The sequence below is a fragment of the Micromonospora sp. NPDC050695 genome, from assembly GCF_040654415.1.
GTDB lineage: Bacteria > Actinomycetota > Actinomycetes > Mycobacteriales > Micromonosporaceae > Micromonospora.
Window position 1 is genome coordinate 1 of sequence record NZ_JBFAHZ010000082.1, and the last position, 15,901, is coordinate 15,901.

14 protein-coding genes are annotated in these 15,901 nt (G+C 70.4%); 3 read left to right on the forward strand and 11 right to left on the reverse strand.

Annotation, left to right across the window (positions count from 1 at the left end; translation table 11 throughout):
* Nucleotides 1-21 precede the first annotated feature (21 nt).
* The gene (locus tag AB0H52_RS30280; RefSeq protein WP_357951670.1) at nt 22-1,263 is read left to right on the forward strand and encodes an IS256 family transposase; all 1,242 of its coding nucleotides are present in this window, start codon (nt 22-24) and stop codon (nt 1,261-1,263) included.
* Here AB0H52_RS30280 and AB0H52_RS30285 read toward each other — a convergent pair.
* Nucleotides 1,211-1,657, reverse strand: a complete 447-nt coding sequence (locus tag AB0H52_RS30285; RefSeq protein ID WP_357951659.1) for a permease prefix domain 1-containing protein — start codon at nt 1,655-1,657, stop codon at nt 1,211-1,213. The two genes, AB0H52_RS30280 and AB0H52_RS30285, sit on opposite strands and share 53 nt — an antisense overlap.
* On the reverse strand, nt 1,654-1,986 hold the full coding sequence (locus AB0H52_RS30290; protein ID WP_151489420.1) for a helix-turn-helix transcriptional regulator: 333 nt from the start codon (nt 1,984-1,986) through the stop codon (nt 1,654-1,656). Before AB0H52_RS30290 ends, AB0H52_RS30285 begins: the two co-directional genes overlap by 4 nt.
* 236 nt (nt 1,987-2,222) lie before the next feature.
* Between AB0H52_RS30290 and AB0H52_RS30295 the strand changes: the two genes are divergently transcribed.
* Nucleotides 2,223-6,299, forward strand: a complete 4,077-nt coding sequence (locus AB0H52_RS30295) for a S8 family serine peptidase (RefSeq protein WP_357951662.1) — start codon at nt 2,223-2,225, stop codon at nt 6,297-6,299.
* A 68-nt stretch (nt 6,300-6,367) separates the two neighbouring features.
* Here AB0H52_RS30295 and AB0H52_RS30300 read toward each other — a convergent pair whose 3' ends face one another.
* From AB0H52_RS30300 to AB0H52_RS30330, 7 genes are read right to left on the reverse strand one after another with little or no spacing between them, the layout of a single operon-like run.
* Nucleotides 6,368-6,844 (reverse strand): hypothetical protein, encoded by a 477-nt coding sequence (locus AB0H52_RS30300; protein WP_151491978.1) that lies wholly within the window; start codon nt 6,842-6,844, stop codon nt 6,368-6,370.
* Between the two features lie 17 nt (nt 6,845-6,861).
* A complete protein-coding gene (locus tag AB0H52_RS30305) occupies nt 6,862-8,052 on the reverse strand; it encodes an ABC transporter permease (RefSeq protein ID WP_151491979.1) in 1,191 nt (396 codons plus the stop codon).
* Complete coding sequence (locus AB0H52_RS30310) at nt 8,049-8,741, reverse strand: ABC transporter ATP-binding protein (RefSeq protein WP_151491980.1); 693 nt, start codon at nt 8,739-8,741, stop codon at nt 8,049-8,051. Before AB0H52_RS30310 ends, AB0H52_RS30305 begins: the two co-directional genes overlap by 4 nt.
* Nucleotides 8,738-9,988 (reverse strand): efflux RND transporter periplasmic adaptor subunit, encoded by a 1,251-nt coding sequence (locus AB0H52_RS30315; RefSeq protein ID WP_357951665.1) that lies wholly within the window; start codon nt 9,986-9,988, stop codon nt 8,738-8,740. Before AB0H52_RS30315 ends, AB0H52_RS30310 begins: the two co-directional genes overlap by 4 nt.
* Nucleotides 9,989-9,993: 5 nt before the next feature.
* Entirely contained in the window at nt 9,994-11,526 is a 1,533-nt protein-coding gene (locus tag AB0H52_RS30320; protein ID WP_225854712.1) for a HAMP domain-containing sensor histidine kinase, read from the reverse strand.
* Nucleotides 11,527-11,528: 2 nt separating this feature from the next.
* The gene (locus tag AB0H52_RS30325) at nt 11,529-12,233 is read right to left on the reverse strand and encodes a response regulator transcription factor (protein WP_151491983.1); all 705 of its coding nucleotides are present in this window, start codon (nt 12,231-12,233) and stop codon (nt 11,529-11,531) included.
* Nucleotides 12,234-12,262: 29 nt separating this feature from the next.
* A complete protein-coding gene (locus AB0H52_RS30330) occupies nt 12,263-13,594 on the reverse strand; it encodes an efflux RND transporter periplasmic adaptor subunit (RefSeq protein ID WP_151491984.1) in 1,332 nt (443 codons plus the stop codon).
* Nucleotides 13,595-13,753: 159 nt separating this feature from the next.
* Between AB0H52_RS30330 and AB0H52_RS30335 the strand changes: the two genes are divergently transcribed.
* Nucleotides 13,754-14,323, forward strand: coding sequence for a hypothetical protein (locus tag AB0H52_RS30335; protein WP_357951668.1), 570 nt, complete (start codon nt 13,754-13,756; stop codon nt 14,321-14,323).
* A gap of 189 nt (nt 14,324-14,512) precedes the next feature.
* Here AB0H52_RS30335 and AB0H52_RS30340 read toward each other — a convergent pair whose 3' ends face one another.
* Entirely contained in the window at nt 14,513-15,745 is a 1,233-nt protein-coding gene (locus AB0H52_RS30340; RefSeq protein WP_151491986.1) for a GH25 family lysozyme, read from the reverse strand.
* Between the two features lie 54 nt (nt 15,746-15,799).
* Nucleotides 15,800-15,892 (reverse strand): SEC-C metal-binding domain-containing protein, encoded by a 93-nt coding sequence (locus AB0H52_RS30345; RefSeq protein ID WP_357951672.1) that lies wholly within the window; start codon nt 15,890-15,892, stop codon nt 15,800-15,802.
* Nucleotides 15,893-15,901 lie beyond the last annotated feature (9 nt).

Here is a 15,901-nt window from a genome sequence, read left to right on the forward strand (position 1 = left end):
GCGCAGGTCAAGGGCGATGGGCTGCGGTTGACCGGGCCGGGTGGGTTCCTGTCGGAGTTGGTGAAGGCGGTCCTGGAGCGGGGGCTGCGGGCCGAGCTGCGGGATCATCTGGGCTATGCCAAGCACGATCCGGCGGGCAAGGGGTCGGGCAACTCGCGCAACGGGAGCACCGCGAAGACGGTGCAGACCGAGATCGGGCCGGTCGAGGTGAAGGTGCCCCGGGATCGGGCGGGCACGTTCACTCCGATGCTGCTGCCGAAGAATGCCCGCCGCCTCGGTGGCCTCTCGGATGTGGTCATCAGTTTGTATGCCGGTGGGATGACCGTGCGGGACATCGCGCATCACCTGCACCGCGTCTACGGCACCGAGGTCGGCCCGGACACCATCTCCACCATCACCGACGAGGTCCTCGACGAGGTCAAGACCTGGCAGCAGCGGCCCTTGGACGAGGTTTACCCGATCGTCTACGTCGACTGCCTGATGGTGAAGGTCCGCGACGGCGGCACGGTGCGCAACAAGGCCTGCTACCTCGTCGTCGGTGTCGGCACCGATGGGGTCAAGCACGTCCTGGGTATCTGGGTGGCGCAGAGCGAGGGCGCGAAGTTCTGGATGCAGGTCTGCACCGAACTGCGTAACCGGGGCGTGCGTGACGTGCTCATCGCCTGCTGCGACGGGCTCACCGGCCTGCCCGAGGCGATCGAGGCCGTCTGGCCACACACCACCGTGCAGACCTGCGTGGTGCACCTGATCAGGGCAGCCATGAAATTCGTGTCCTACACCGACCGCCGCGCGATGGCCGCCGCGCTCAAGGACATCTACACCGCCCCGACCGCCGACGCCGCGGAAACCGCGCTGCTCGCCTTCGCCGACAGTCCGCTCGGGAAGCGCTACCCAGCCGCAGTCGCGGTCTGGGAGAGGGCGTGGGACCGGTTCACCCCGTTCCTCGCGTTCCCGCCCGAGGTCCGCCGGATCATCTACACCACCAACGCCATCGAAAGCTTCAACTACCAGATCCGCAAAGTGATCAAGAATCGTGGGCACTTCCCCACCGACGACGCCGTGGTCAAGCTGATCTGGCTGGCCATCGCCGACATCGAAGACAAACGCGCCCGCCAACGCGCCGCCGAAGCCGGCAAACCCCGCACCCAAACCCGGCAAGCACCACCGCGCCTCGTCGAAGGCGCCGGCGTCCACGGCTGGAAGCAGGCCCTCAACGCCTTGGACATCTTCTTCCCAGGCCGCATCCCCATCGATGTCCGATAGTTAGACAGGATAGGGCGTTACACAGAAATTCGGACAGGCTCATCACGGCGAGCATCAGCACGGCGAGTCCAATCAACAGCCAGGCACCGGAGAACGTCACAGCGCCCGAGGCGACTCGATGCGCCCGACGAAGCTGGCCGGCGATACGGGCCGGCGGTCCGAAGCGCGCGACGGCGTTGCGCTCAGCCTGCCGGGCCGGCACGCCCTGTGTCAGCTCGTCGGCGACGGCGTCGCGCAGGTGGTCCTCGACCTCGGCCAGGGCCCGACGACCAGCCGCGCCCGTGCCGGCGAGCCGGTTGAACATCTCGTCGAGGTGGCGATCGACATCGCCTGGAGCCTCGGGCCTTTTTCGGTCGGAAACGTCCCCGCCCACGCCTTCTCCCTCGCCGCTCATGCCCACCCTTCCCTGACATCGGGTTCCACGATGGCTTGTACACCCCGCGCGAAAGTGCGCCACTCCCGCCGTTTCGCGGTCAGCGCGGCGGCTCCTGATGGCGTGAGCCGATAGACCCGGCGGCGGCGGGGTTTCCCCGTATACCACTCGCTGTCTATCAAGCCATCACGCTCCAGTCGGTGCAGTGCGGGGTAGACCGTGCCCTCCGGCAATTTGAAGGCGCCGTCAGACCGGTCCCGGAGCGCAACGATCAGCGCGTATCCATGCACCGGTCCTGTTTGGTGCAGGGTTCCGAGCAGTAGCAGGTCCAGATGCCCACGCAGCTCCATGCCTAGCAACCTAGGCATAGGCATCCTAGGTGTCAATGCGCGGCGGTGTCGGCGCGGTCGCGGAGTTGGGCGGCGGTGACGGCGCAGACCGCGAGGGCGGCCATGACCAGCAAGGCGTGACACCGGCGACACCGGTACCGGGTCGAAACAATGCCAGTATTTGATCATCAGGCTGACGCCGCAACCGTGACGTCGACGCCGGTGCACCTCGCGCCGGGGAGAGAAAGAGAGCAAGCATGTCCCTGTCGCGTCGCAGACGGGAACGGCAACCGATCGTTGCCCGTACCCTCCTGGCGCTCGCCGTCACGCTCACCGGGTTGCCCATCGGCAGTTCCGCCGCGGCGGCCGACCCGAAGCCGGTCATCAACCCGGAGGTCGTGTCCGACCTCGCCGCCGACGGCACCACGAGCTTCTGGGTCTACCTGCGGCAGCGGGCTGACCTGTCCGCCGCCGCCAAGGTCGCCGACAAGCGCGCCCGGACGACCCAGGCGTTCTCCGCACTCACCACGACGGCTGACACCAGCCAGAAGAGCCTCCGGGCGATGCTGGACAGCCAGAAGGCGAGCTACAAGTCGTACTGGATCGCCAATGCGGTCCGCGTCACCGGTGACAAGGCGCTGCTGGACAGCATCGCGAAGCGCTCCGACGTGGAGCGCGTCGAGCCGACCCGCACGTACCGGGCCCCCGCGCCGGTCAGCAAGAACCCGGTGGCGGCCAAGGCGGCCACGACGTGGGGCGTCAGTGACATCGGCGCGCCGGCCGTGTGGGACGAGTACGCCGACCGTGGCGAGGGCATCGTCGTCGCGAACATCGACACCGGTGTCGACATAGCCCATTCGGCGCTCGCCTCGCACTACCGCGGCCACCGCACCGACGGCACCGTCGACAACAGCTACAACTGGTTCGACGGCACCGGGACCTGCCCGGACGCGGCGACGCCCTGCGACGACGGCGAGCATGGCACCCACACGATGGGGACGATGGTCGGCGACGACGGTGCCGGCGACCACATCGGCGTGGCGCCCGGCGCGACGTTCATCGCCGCCAAGGGCTGCGAGATCGAGTTCTGCGCCGACGCGGCGCTGCTCGCCGCCGGTCAGTGGATCCTCGCCCCGACCGACAGCAGCGGCAAGAACCCGCGCCCCGACCTGCGGCCGGACGTCGTCAACAACTCGTGGGGCGGCGGCGGTGGCGACCTGTGGTATCAGGAGACGATCCGGGCCTGGGTCGCGGCGGGCATCTTCCCGGCGTTCGCCGCGGGCAACGCGCCCGAGGGCGCCTCGTGCAACTCGATTGCCGACCCGGGCAGCTACCCCGAGTCGTACGCGGTGGGTGCCTACAGCGCGGACCACGCGATCGCCGGCTTCTCCCTGCGCGGCAAGTCCCCGATCGACGACTCGATCAAGCCGGACATCGCCGCGCCGGGTGTCGCCGTCCGCTCCGCGGTTCCCGGTGGCGGGTACGCGACCTGGGATGGCACCTCCATGGCCACCCCGCACGTGGCGGGCGCGGTCGCACTGATCTGGGCGGCCTCCCCGCTGCTGCGCGGTGACGTCGCCGCGACCCGCGCGCTGCTGGACAACTCGGCCGTCGACACCGCCGACCTGTCCTGCGGCGGTACCGCCGACGACAACAACACGTTCGGTGAGGGCCGGCTCGACGTACACGCCGCCGTCGCCGCCGCGCCCAAGACGTACGCCACGGTCTCGGGCCTGCTGACGGCGGGCGGCAAGCCGGCCGCCGACGCGAAGGTCACCATCGGCGACCACACGTTCACCACGGCCGCCGACGGCCGCTACCGGCTGATCGTCGAACCCGGCACCCGCACGCTCACCGTGGAGAAGTACGGGTACGCCACCGCGCACACGACGGTCACCGTCGCCGACCGACAGTCCGTCACCCGGGACGTGAAGCTCACGAAGGCCACCATGGTCCCCGTCCGGGGCAAGGTGACCGACGGCTCCGGCCACCGCTGGCCGCTGTACGCGAAGCTGTCCGTCGCGGGGCGTCCCGGCGGTCCGGTCTACACCGACCCGGACACCGGCGCGTACTCCTTCGACGTCCCGGCCGGCACCTCGTGGGCCATCACCACGACCGCGGTCTACGCCGGTTACCGCACGTCCACTGTGCGGGTGGCGGCCGGCCGGCACGGCACGACCGCCGACGTCGCGCTGACCACCGGTCCGGCCTGCGACGCCGCCGGCTACACGGGAGCCGACAGCGCCGACTACTACGCGCAGACCTTCGACACGGCCGCGAAGCCCGCGGGTTGGACCCTGGCCGACCGTACCGGCGGGGGTGGTTGGACCTTCGACAACCCGGCCGGCCGCGACAACCAGACCGGCGGTACGGGCGGCTTCGCCATCATCGACAGCGACCACCTGGGCGGCGGCCACACGCAGGACGCCGACCTGGTCATGCCGCCGCTCGACCTGAGCAAGGCCAGCGCGCCGTACCTCCGGTTCTCCTCCGACTACTGGGTGGTCGGCGGTGCGGCGGACGTCGACGTCTCGGCCGACGGCGGCGCGAGCTGGACGAACGTCTGGCACACCGAGGAGGACCGGCGCGGCCCCCGCTCGGAGCAGATCTCGCTGGACCCGGTCGCCGGGGTGGCCGGCGCGCTCGTCCGCTTCCGCTTCCAGGAGGAGTACGGCTGGTGGTGGCAGATCGATGACGTGCGGGTCCTCAACCGTGCCTGCACTCCGGTGCCGGGCGGCCTGGTGATCGGTACGACCCGCGACGCGAACACCAAGGCCGGCCTGGCTGGCGTCGCCGTCACCGCCGTCGGTCAGCCCGCCGCCGGGGCCACGTCGATCGCGACGCCGGACGACCCGAACGAACCCGACGGGCTCTACTGGCTGTTCTCGCCGACCACCCGTAAGCGCACCCTCACCGCGGCCAAGCGGGCGTACGCCACGCACACCGCCACCACCACGGTCGCGGCGAACACGGTCAACCGCAAGGACCAGGCCCTCGACGCGGGCCGCCTGAAGGTCACGCCCGCGAAGATCGACCTACGGGTGCCGTACGGGTCCACCCGCACGGCGACGATCACCGTCACGAACGCCGGCAAGGCCCCGGCGACGGTGATGACCGTTGAGCGTTCCAAGGGGTACGAGGAACTCGCCCGCAAGGCCAAGAGCGGGCCCGCCGCGGTGACCGTACCGGTGAAGGGTCTTTCGCAGTCCTGGAAGGGCACGCCCGGCGTGCCCGCGACCACGCCGCAGGCCGCGGCGAGTGCCTGGGTGAAGGCGCCGGACATCCCCGGCATGATCAACGACAATGCCGCGGTGACCGCTGACGGCACGGTCTACTCGCTCGGTGGTCAGGTCGGCACCGGGTACGGGAAGAGCGCGTACGCCTTCGACATCGCCGCGCAGACGTGGAAGGTCCTGCCGGATCTGCCCCGGCCACGGGCGCGCGGCGCAGCGGTGGCGCTCGGCGGCAAGATCTACCTCTTCGGCGGCTGGTCCGGCCAAGGCCCCACAGTGCCCGAGGTGGACGTGTACGACCCCAGGTCCGGCACCTGGTCGACGCTGTCCGCGACGAACCCGAGCCCGGTCGCCTCGGCGGGTGTCGCGGTGTCCGGTGGGAAGGTCTACCTGGTCGGCGGCTGCGTCACCACCAGTTGCGTGGCATCGGACACGACGGTCGTGTTCGATGCGGCGACCGGAAAGTTCAGCACCGGGACCGCGTACCCGCACGCCGTCGCCTGGACGCACTGCGGCGCGCTGGGCCGGCTCGTCTTCTGCGCGGGCGGCTCCAACAAGAAGATCTATTACAAGGATCTGCAGGTGCTCAACACGGCGACCGGCGTCTGGACCGCGGGCGAGGACATGACGCACGCGGTCTACGGCGCGCAGACCACCATGGCCGGTGGGCTGCTGGTGATCGCGGGCGGCGTCATCGATGGCAACGGCGTCGGCAGCCAGGTCGTCGGCTACGACCCGGTCGCCGGGGCGTGGATCGACCTGCCGGCGATGCCGACGCCGCGATACCGGGCCGCCGCAGCCTGCGGCGCCTACATCGTCGGGGGTACGGCCAGCCGGGACATCGGCTCGGAGAGCATGCTCTTCCTCGACGGGCTCGGCGACTGCGGTGAACAGGGCGACGCCACCTGGATGAGTAGCCAACAGCCGGATACCTTCACCCTGGCACCCGGCAAGTCCCGGACGATCAAGGTCACGCTGACCGCGACGGCCGCGGCGGGCGTCACCCGGACCGGCACGTACTCGGCGCAGGAGATCCTGCTCGCGGACACCCCGTACGCCGCCCCGGTGGTGCCGGTGACGATGACCGTCACCCGCCGCTAACGAAATGCTGGGGGTGGCTCGCGGACCACGAGCCACCCCCGGGCGTTCGACGCCCCGATCATTCGCGCTCAGTTGGTCTTCGTGACCGACGACGCGGTCACCGAGCCGTTCGCATCCGTGGCGCCGTCCACGCTGACCTTGTCGCCGGTCTTGAAGCTCTTCAACTGCCCGGGGACCCGCACGGACGTGTCGCCGTTGGTGCGGATCGTGATCACCTCACCCGACTCGGTCTGCAGATAGACGGTGCTGCCGTCGATGAGCTTCACGGTCCCGGTGGTGGTGTTGGCGCGTTGTGGTCTGCCCTGGGTGCCGCCGGCGACTGAACCACCGCCCGGGAGGGCCGTGGGTGGGGTGAAGCCGCCCTGTCCCCGGAATCCGCCCGGCCCCGCGGCGCTGGGCTGCGTGCCGAACTCTTTCTGCACCTCAATCCCGGCCACCAGGCCGCCGGCGAGGAGGAGCGCCACAGCGAGGACGATCGTCGTCCTGTTCCACCGGCGGCGGTTCGCCGCGGCGGCCAGCTCAACGTCCAGTGTGGATGCGGTCACAACGGTCTCCCGGGGGTTCACTCGTAGCGGAGGGCGTCGATGGGGCGCAGGCCGGCCGCCCGATGGGCGGGCACGCTGCCGAAGAAGAGCCCGATCGCGACCGACACGCACAGGGCGAGGGCGATCGAACTGGGCACGATCACCGGCCGTACACCGACGATGGTGAAGTTGCTGCCGATGAACGCGGTCGCGACGCCCAGCCCACCGCCCAGCAGGCTCAGCATCGTGGCCTCGGCCAGGAACTGGGTGAGGATCACCCGGCGTGGTGCGCCGAGGGCCTTGCGGATGCCGATCTCACGGGTGCGTTCGGTGACCGTGACGAGCATGATGTTGGTGATGCCGATGCCGCCGACCAGCAGGCTGATGCCGGCCACGGCACCGAGGAGCGTGGTGAACGTGTCGGCCGTCTCGGTCTGCGTCTGCAGGAGCTGGGAGGCGTTCTGGATGCGGTAGGGCTGGGTGGTCGAGCCGCTCGGCACCTGGACCCGCTGGGACAGGATCAGGGAGACCTGTGACTGCGCGTCGGTCACCTTCTCAGGAGTGCGGGCCTCGACCACGATCGAGGTGAGCGGCCCGTATCCGGTGAGCGCCTGCTGGACCGCGCTCAGTGGTGCGATCGCGACGTCGTTGGCGTCCATGAAGCCGGAGGCGCTGCTCTTCTCGTCCAACACACCGATGACCGTGAACAGGGCACCGTTGACGGTGATCTCCTTGCCGACGGCCTGGACGCCAGGGAACAGTTCGTCGGCGACGGTCTGCCCGATCACGATGACCGGGCGGCCCTGTGCGGCGTCGTCGGCGGTGAATGCCGCTCCGTCGCCGATCGGGGAGTTCGAGGCCGCGAAGTAGCTCGGGGAACTGCCGACGAGTTGTTGGACGGAGTGCTCGGTGCCCTGGTAGGTCAGGGTCGCCTGGGTGCTGGTGACCGGTGACACCGATGCGACGTCGGGTGCGAGGACCGGATCGTCGAGCGCCTCGGCCAGAGCCGGCGTGAGGGCACCGCTGCCGCCGACGCCCTGCACGGTCAGGGTCTTGGTGCCCAGCGCCTCGATCCGGTCGGCGACCTGACGGGCGGAGCCATTGCCCACGGCGACCAGCAGGATCACGGCCGCGACGCCGATCAGGATGCCGAGCATGGTGAGGCTGGAGCGGAGCTTGTTGGCGCCGATCCCGCGTACGGCGAACCGCAACACCTCGAAGGCGTTCATGCCAACACCTGCTGCCGGACGTCGGTGACGATCTGGCCGTCAACGAGCCGGATCAGGCGGCTCGCGCGGGCGGCGACGTCTTCCTCGTGAGTGATGAGCAGGATGGTGCGGCCGGCGGCGTGCAGGTCGTCGAAGATGCCGAGGATGTCCTCGGTCGACCGGCTGTCGAGGTTGCCGGTCGGTTCGTCGGCCAGCACCAGGGCGGGTTCGGTGACCAGCGCCCGGGCCACCGCGACGCGTTGCTGCTGGCCGCCGGAGAGCTGGTTGGGTTCGTGGTCGCCGCGCTGGGCGAGGCCGACCATGTTCAGCGCGTTGCGTGCCCGTCGACGACGTTCGGCCGGCTTGACGCCGGCGTAGGCCAACGGCAGTTCGACGTTGGCTACCGCCGACGTGCGGGGGATGAGGTTGAACGACTGGAAGACGAAGCCGATGCGGCGGTTGCGCACCAGGGCGAGTTGGCGGTCGTTGAGCCGGCTCACGTCGACACCGTCGAGCAGGTACTGACCTGCGGTCGGGATGTCGAGGCAGCCCAGGATGTTCATCAGGGTGGACTTGCCGGAGCCGGACGAGCCCATGATCGCCAGGTACTCGCCCCGCGCGACGGTCAGTGACACTCCGCGCAACGCGTGGACGGTGGCGGCACCCTGGCCGTAGACCTTGGTGACGGTGCGTACGTCGAGGACGGTCACCGGCCACCGCCGGGACGACCGCCGCCGGAAAAACCTCCACCGCCGGGGAACCCTCCGCCGCCGGGTCCTGCCCCTCCGCCGGGGAAGCCGCCGCCAGGCTGCGTCCCCTGGTTGGAGTTGCTCGGCGTGTTGATCAGCACCTGATCTCCGGCGGCGAGACCAGATTTGATCTCGGTGGTGCTGTCGCCTTCGAGGCCGACCTCCACGGTGCGGACGACGCGTTGGCCGTTGTCCAGCACGGTGACGGTGTGCCGATTGCCCGCGCTGGTGATGGCCGCCGAGTTGACGTACACGACCTCGTCGGCCTGGCCGACGGTGACCGACACGTTGACGCTCTGGCCGGCGCGTACTCCCTCGGGCAGGTCGTCGATGGTGAACGTGACGCCGTAGGTCACGACGTTGTTCTCCGTCGTCGCGTTGGGGTCGATGGCGGCGAGCTTGGTCGTCGACCGTGCGCCAGGTAGCGCGTTCCAGGTGACGGTGCCGGCCTGGCCGGCCTTGAGCTTCGTGGCGTCCGCCTCGGCGACCGAGGCGGAGACCTCCAGTCGACTCAGGTCGGCGATCTCGATGAAGCCGGCGGACGACGAGCCGGTCCCGCTGCTGCCGCCGTTGGAGGCGCCGCTCGGCGCGTTGCCCCCGCCGTTCGAGGTGTTGCCGCCGCTGCTGCCGGTTCCGGAGGCCGATCCGCCGACCGTGCCGTTGACGGCGGTCACCGTTCCCGCCATCGGCGCCTTCAGGGTGGTGCCGGCCACGGCGTCCTCGGCCTCGTCGACGTCGAGTTTGGCCTGGTCCACCTGGCCCTCGGCCTCGGAGGTGTCACCGTTGGCGTCCTGCGCCCGGTCGAGCGCGGCTTCGGCGGCGTCGAGGTTGGTCTGGGCGGCGGTGAGCTGCCGGCGTGCGGCCTTGTCGTCGACGGACGCCAGGGCCTGCCCCTTGGTCACCTTGTCGCCGACCTGGACCCGGATCGCGGTGACGGTGCCGGAGGTGCCGAACGTGGCGCTCGCCGTCGACGCGCTGCGTACGGTGCCGGAGGAGGAGACCGTCGCGGTGACCGTGCCCTGGGCCGCGGCGATGGTACGGCTGCCGCCGGAGCCCGGCTCGGCGGCCTTCGCGGTGCTGAATGAGGTGTACGCCCAGGTGGCCGCGCCGGCCACCGTCAGGGCGAGTATGACGTTGACGATCAGGGCAGGCGACGTCCGCAGTCTCGGAAACGACGGCCTGCCCAGTCTCGGGAGGCTGTGGCGCATGCGCGTCAGCTTGCAGGGGGCGGCTCGGAGCAAGCCCCGTACAAGCTCAAAGCTGACTGGGAACCGGTGGGCAGCAGCACCCGGAACGCGGCTCCCTGGCCCGGGCTCGTCTCCAGTTCGACCCGGCCACCGTGGCCGCTCACGATCGCCGCGACGATCGACAGGCCGAGCCCGGAGCCGCCATTGCTTCGGGCTCGACTCGGATCGGCCCGGTAGAGCCGTTCGAAGATGCGCCCGGCATGCTGCCCGGGCAGGCCCGGGCCGTCGTCGGCGACCTCGAAAACCGCGATCGGTGTACGACGGGGCGGCTCCTCGCCGACCACGGCGGCGATCTGACGGCGGGGCCGGTACGTCGCCAGCCGACCAACCCGGACGGTGATGGCGGCGCTCGGTGGCGTGTGCTGCAGCGCGTTGGCGACCAGGTTCGTCGCGACCTGGCGGAGTTCGTGTTCGTCGCCGAGCACCGTCACCGGGTCGAAGGCGCACTGGTCGCCGCCGAAGCTGGCCAGCTGGACCCGGCGGTCGGGGCGGCGGGCGTGCGCGTCGCGGATCGTGTCGGCGGCGATCGCGAGCAGGTCGACCGGGCGTCGCTGCGGCTCCCGCTGGCGGTCCAGCCGGGCCAGCAGCAGCATGTCTTCGACCAGCAGCCCCATCCGGGCGGCCTCCGCCTCGATGCGGGCCATCGTCTCGTCCAGCAGTTGGCCGGGTGGGGCGCCGCCACGCCGGTACAGCTCAGCGAAGCCGCGGATCGACGTGAGCGGGGTGCGGAGTTCGTGCGACGCGTCCGCGACGAACTGCCGGAGCCGCTGCTCGGACGCGGTCCTGGCAGCCACCTCCGATTCGATCCGGTCGAGCATCGAGTTCAGTGCGATGCCCAGCCGGCCCGACTCGGTGTGCGGGTCGGCGTCGTCCACCCGGTGGGTCAGGTCGCCGGCGGTGATCGCGGTGGACGTGCTTTCCATCCGGATCAGCGGGCGCAGGCCGATCCGGACCACCGCCGCGGCGACCAGCGCGAGCAGGAACAGCACGACGATCATCACGATCAGGTCGATGGCGAGCAGCAGGTCCGTCGTGGCCTCGACCTGGCGAAGCGAGATGGCGGGGACGGCGACACCGCCGTCGGGTTGGCTGACCACGGTGACCCGCCAGCGGTCCCCACCATCGACGGATTCCACGGTGTACGGCCCGTCGTCCGCCTTGTCGCGCAGGGCGTCGATCGTCCCCACTTGTGGTGGTGAGATCTCGTCGGGCGATGGTGACGGCGACGGCAGTTGGCGGCCAGCGGCGTCGAAGACCAGCATGGTGCGGTACAGGTCGAAGCGGCCACGGGAGAACGGATTGTCGCCGGACTGGTCGGGCGGGAGCGGGCGGGCCGCGATGTGGCGCATCCCGGCGAGCTGGTTGTCGATCTGGTCGGTGAGGTATTGACGTAGCAGCACGATGCCGGCCGCGTTGGACCCGACCAGGGCGACCGCGCTCAGCGCGGCCACCGCGACGACGAGGCGGGACCGCAGCGTCCACTGCCGCCACCTGGGCATTCTCATTCGTCCGGGGGCCGGCGCAGCGCGTACCCCACACCACGGACCGTGTGGATCAACGGCGGCTCCCAGCGGTCGATCTTCTTGCGGAGGTAGTAGACGTAGGACTCGACGATCCGGCCGTCGCCGCCGAAGTCGTAGTTCCAGACCCGGTCCAGGATCTGCGCCTTGCTCACCACCCGGCCCGCGTTGACCAGGAGGTAGCGGAGCAGGTTGAACTCGGTCGGCGACAGGTCGACCAGCCGGCCGCCGCGGCGCACCTCGTGCGCGTCCTCGTCGAGTTCGACGTCGGCGTAGCGCAGGACGCCGGTGTCGTCGTTCGGTTCGATGCGGCTGCGGCGCAGGATCGCCCGGATCCGGAGTACGACCTCCTCCAGGCTGAACGGCTTCGTGACGTAGTCGTCGGCACCGACGGTCAGGCCGGAGATGCGGTCCTCGACCGCGTCGCGTGCGGTCAGGAACAGCACCGGGACATGCGGCTCCGGCCCGGACCGCAGCCGCTGCGCGACCTGGAAGCCGTCCAGGTCGGGCAGCATCACGTCGAGCACCACCAGGTCGGGCTGGAACTCGGCGGCCGCCGCCAGCGCCTCGTGCCCGCCGGTGGCGACACGCACGTCGAACTCGATGAGCCGCAGCGTCGCCGACAGCAGGGCACAGATATTGGGTTCGTCGTCGACGACGAGCACTCGGGTCAACCGTCCAGCCACGTCATTCTTCTAACGGAGGTACCTCGGAGTCAGCTAGGACTTCCCTTTGTGCTGGCTGTGACGATCTCGTCGCCTTCGGCGAGCCCGCTCGTGATCTCCGTGTACTGGTCGCCGCGCAGCCCGACGCCGACGGCGCGGACCTGATCACCGGCGGCCGTCCTGAGCACGACGGTGTCATCGCCGTGCACCGCGGCCGAAGGCACCCGCAGCACGCTGGCGGCCTCGCCGGTCCGCACCCGGACGTTCGCGCTCTGGCCCACGAGGAGCTCCGTCGGGACCTCCTCGAAGGCGAGCACGACGCCGTACCGCACCAGGTCTCCATCGGCGGCACCCACCGGGTCGATCCGTACGACGCGGGCGGCGAACTCCTCATTCGGCCGGTTGGCCAGCGTGATTGTCGCGCTCTGGCCCATCTCCAGACGGCCCGCGTAGGCCTCTGGAACATCGGCCGCCACCTGCATGCCTGCCACGTCGGCAAGCGTGACGAACGTGCCGCCGGTGCCGACGTCGGCACCCACCGCGCCGGCCACGGTGAGCACCTTCCCACCGATCGGCGCCGTGATCCGGGTGCCGTCAAGCTGATCTTCCGCTTCGGCCAGGGCGACCTCGGCACTGGTCACCCGCTGCTGCGCGGCGAGCACGGGATCCCCGGACCGCTGAGCGGAGCATCCGGCGTTCTGGCCGCCGCCGGGCAGCTGACCGCCGGGTGCCTGGCCACCGCCCGGTTCCTGGCCACCGCCGGAGCGCGGCGGTTGGCTCGCGGGCGGTTGAACCGATCGGGTCGGCGACGGTTGGCTGCTCGGCGACACCGAGGGCGTCGTCGAGGGCGTGGGCGTCGGCGTGGCGGTAGGCGTCGGCGTGGCGCTGCCATCGGCGATCAGAGCGACCGGGACGATCTGCCCGATTCGGGCTGCGGCGACGGGGCAGGTGCCCGTCCCGCCGTCGGCCGTCTCCGCCGCCTCGTCGAGCGCGCTCTCCGCGTCCTCGAGTGACTGCCGCCTGTCGTTCACCCGCTTCTTCGCGGCGGCGGCGTCGATCTCGGCGAGCACCTGACCCGTCTTCACCTGGTCACCGGGGCGTACGTTGACCGCCGTCACCGTGCCGTCGGTGGCGAAGCCGAGCGTGCGGGTCTGCGCGGGTTCGAGCGAACCGGTCGTCGCGACGGCCGTGACAACCGCACCCCGGTCGACCCGCGCGGTGCTGGTGTTGCCTGACCGAGCCGGCTCTCCCCGGTGCGACGTCCACACCACCGCCGCGACGCCGAGCAGGACCAGCGCGGCGAGGCCGCAGACGGCGAGCCGGCCGTGGTCACGCCATCTTCTTCGGAGGAAGCCCATGAGCGGCGAGTATCGGCGGCTCACCTCGCAGATCGCTGAGCCGTACCTCGGAGTTCCCTCAGAGTCGATTCGAAGGGTTCTTTGAGCTCCGCCTGACCTGGCCTGGAGGTGGTGGAGGTTGCATGGGCCGGTGTGCCGCGGCACGTTTGCCGACCCCGGCGGCACGACGAGGATGGAGGAGCTGTGTCTCTGCGCACGCGACAGTCCCGCGGTACGCGATGGACCCTGGCGTTGGCCGGATCGGCGGCGCTGCTCATGGCGGCCGGTTGCGGCTCGGATGGTGGGAGTGGGTCCGACGGCCAGGCGACCGCAGGCGCACCGGAGGGAGTCTCGGCCTACCTCGGTTGCCTCCGCGACCAGGGCATCGACATCACGAACACCTTGCCCTCCGGGCGTCCCAGCGGATTCCCCTCGGGGCGCCCGACCGACTTTCCGTCGGGGCGTCCGACCGCGTTCCCGTCCGGTGGGCCGGGCGGCGGGCGGATGGAGGGCTTCCGCCCCCAGGGGGTCGACGACGCGACCTGGCAGAAGGCGCAGGATGCCTGCGCGTCGGTGCGTCCCAGCGGTGGCCCGGGCGGCAACGGCCTCGGCGGCCCGGGGGGCGGCAACGGCGACGCCGGTGCGGCCTACCGCAACTGCCTCGCCGACCGCGGTGTCGACCTTCGGGCCAACCCGGCCACGACCGATCCCAAGGTCGCCGAGGTCATTCAGGCGTGCGGCGTGCTCCGGCCAACCGCCACCGCCACGCCCTAGCGATCCCGCGCGTCGCGTACATCAGCCGCCCGCTGACCTCGGGCGGCGTGGCCCCGGCGGGCGCCTGCACCGACGGCGCGACGACGGCCGTGTCGTACGGCGTGGACTACGTCCGCTGGGCCGCGAAGCGTGACGGCCTGGTCCCTGCTGCCGGTCGGGCAGCACGGACCAGGCCGGATCGCACGCGCCTTACGAGATGGGCAGCCGGTCGAACTTCTCCCAGGTGCTGATCGACGTCCGGTTGGCGATCAGCGGCTTGGTGCCCTTGGTCTCCGCCACCACGTATCTGCCGTTGGCCGCGGCGCGGAGACTGATGGTGCCATCCGAGTTGTTGATGATCGTGAACTTCTCCCAGGTGCTGATCGACGTCCGGTTCGCGATCAGCGGCTTCGTCCCCTTGCTCTCCGCCGTGACATATTTGCCGTTGGCGCGCGAGCGGAGGGCGACGTAGTTGCCGCCCGCGCCGACCACGTCGAACTGCTCCCACCGTCCGGCCGTGGTGCGGTTGGCGATCACCGGCTTGGCGCCGGCGCTCTCGGCCACCGCGTAGCGCTTGTTGGCCCGGGCGCGGAGGACGATCGGTGCCGTCGGGACGGGGGCGCCGGTGAGTCGGGTGAGGGCCGCGTACGTGCCGTTGAACACGTTCTGGCTGTAGTTCGCGGGCTTGCTCGGGTTACCGGCGGCGTACTGCCAGATGGTCTCCGTCGTCCATCCGGCCGGCAGCGGCGGGCGGGCCGTGGTGTAGCCGGCGATGTCCAGCGGGTTGCCGCCGAAGGACGCGTTTTTGCCGGTGCAAGGGTTCCAGTAGTTGGTGTTCGTGTAGATCATCACGGGTCGACCGATGCGTGCCTTGACCTGGTCGGTGAAGGACCGGATCCAGTTCGACATCTCGGTCGGAGTGAGCCCGTAGCAGGTTGGCGCGCCGGACCAGTACGGCCACTCGATGTCCACCATGGGGACGAGCGTCTGGCGGTCCTTGATGAACGCCGCGTTGTCGATGAAGAAGTTCGCCTCGCTGATCGGGTCACGCTTGTCCGGGCGGGCGAAGTGGTAGGCGCCGACGAGCAGACCGGCCGCCTTGGCCGCCGCGTAGTCCTCGGCGAAGTAGGGGTTGCGGTACGTCTGCCCCTCGGTCGCCTTGACGTACGCGAAGCTGGCGCCACCGGCCGCGACCTGAGGCCAGTTGATCGGGCCGAGGTTGTGGTCGTGGCTGGAGACGTCGATGCCGCGGACCGTGTAGCCGGCCGGGATATTGGCGCTCGCGGACGCCGCGCTGGCTCGCTCGCCCGGCATGACGCCGGCGTTCGCCCAGCCACCACCGTCGGGAGCGGCGTCCGCGGCGCTGGCCGGCTGTGCCGCGCCGATCGCCGTGCCGATCGCCAACCCGGCGGACAGGAGCGCGCAGATCAGTCTTCTTGCCATGGTGAGGTGGGTTTCTCCTTGGTCGGGCGGTTGTGCCACGTGCGGAATGCAGGGCTAGTTTCTGGCCGGTATGCCGCAGCATTTCTTGTACTTGCGGCCTGAATCGCACCAGCATGCTGTGTTGCGGTCGGGTGGCCACAGCAGCACCTGGTCGGG

Excerpts from the sequence above, each read along its gene's own strand:
- AB0H52_RS30320 (WP_225854712.1), bottom strand. The coding sequence starts at position 11,526 with ATGCCCAGGTGGCGGCAGTGGACGCTGCGGTCCCGCCTCGTCGTCGCG.
- AB0H52_RS30290 (WP_151489420.1), bottom strand. The coding sequence starts at position 1,986 with ATGGAGCTGCGTGGGCATCTGGACCTGCTACTGCTCGGAACCCTGCAC.
- AB0H52_RS30305 (WP_151491979.1), bottom strand. The coding sequence starts at position 8,052 with ATGAACGCCTTCGAGGTGTTGCGGTTCGCCGTACGCGGGATCGGCGCC.
- AB0H52_RS30295 (WP_357951662.1), top strand. The coding sequence starts at position 2,223 with ATGTCCCTGTCGCGTCGCAGACGGGAACGGCAACCGATCGTTGCCCGT.
- AB0H52_RS30315 (WP_357951665.1), bottom strand. The coding sequence starts at position 9,988 with ATGCGCCACAGCCTCCCGAGACTGGGCAGGCCGTCGTTTCCGAGACTG.
- AB0H52_RS30340 (WP_151491986.1), bottom strand. The coding sequence starts at position 15,745 with ATGGCAAGAAGACTGATCTGCGCGCTCCTGTCCGCCGGGTTGGCGATC.
- AB0H52_RS30285 (WP_357951659.1), bottom strand. The coding sequence starts at position 1,657 with ATGAGCGGCGAGGGAGAAGGCGTGGGCGGGGACGTTTCCGACCGAAAA.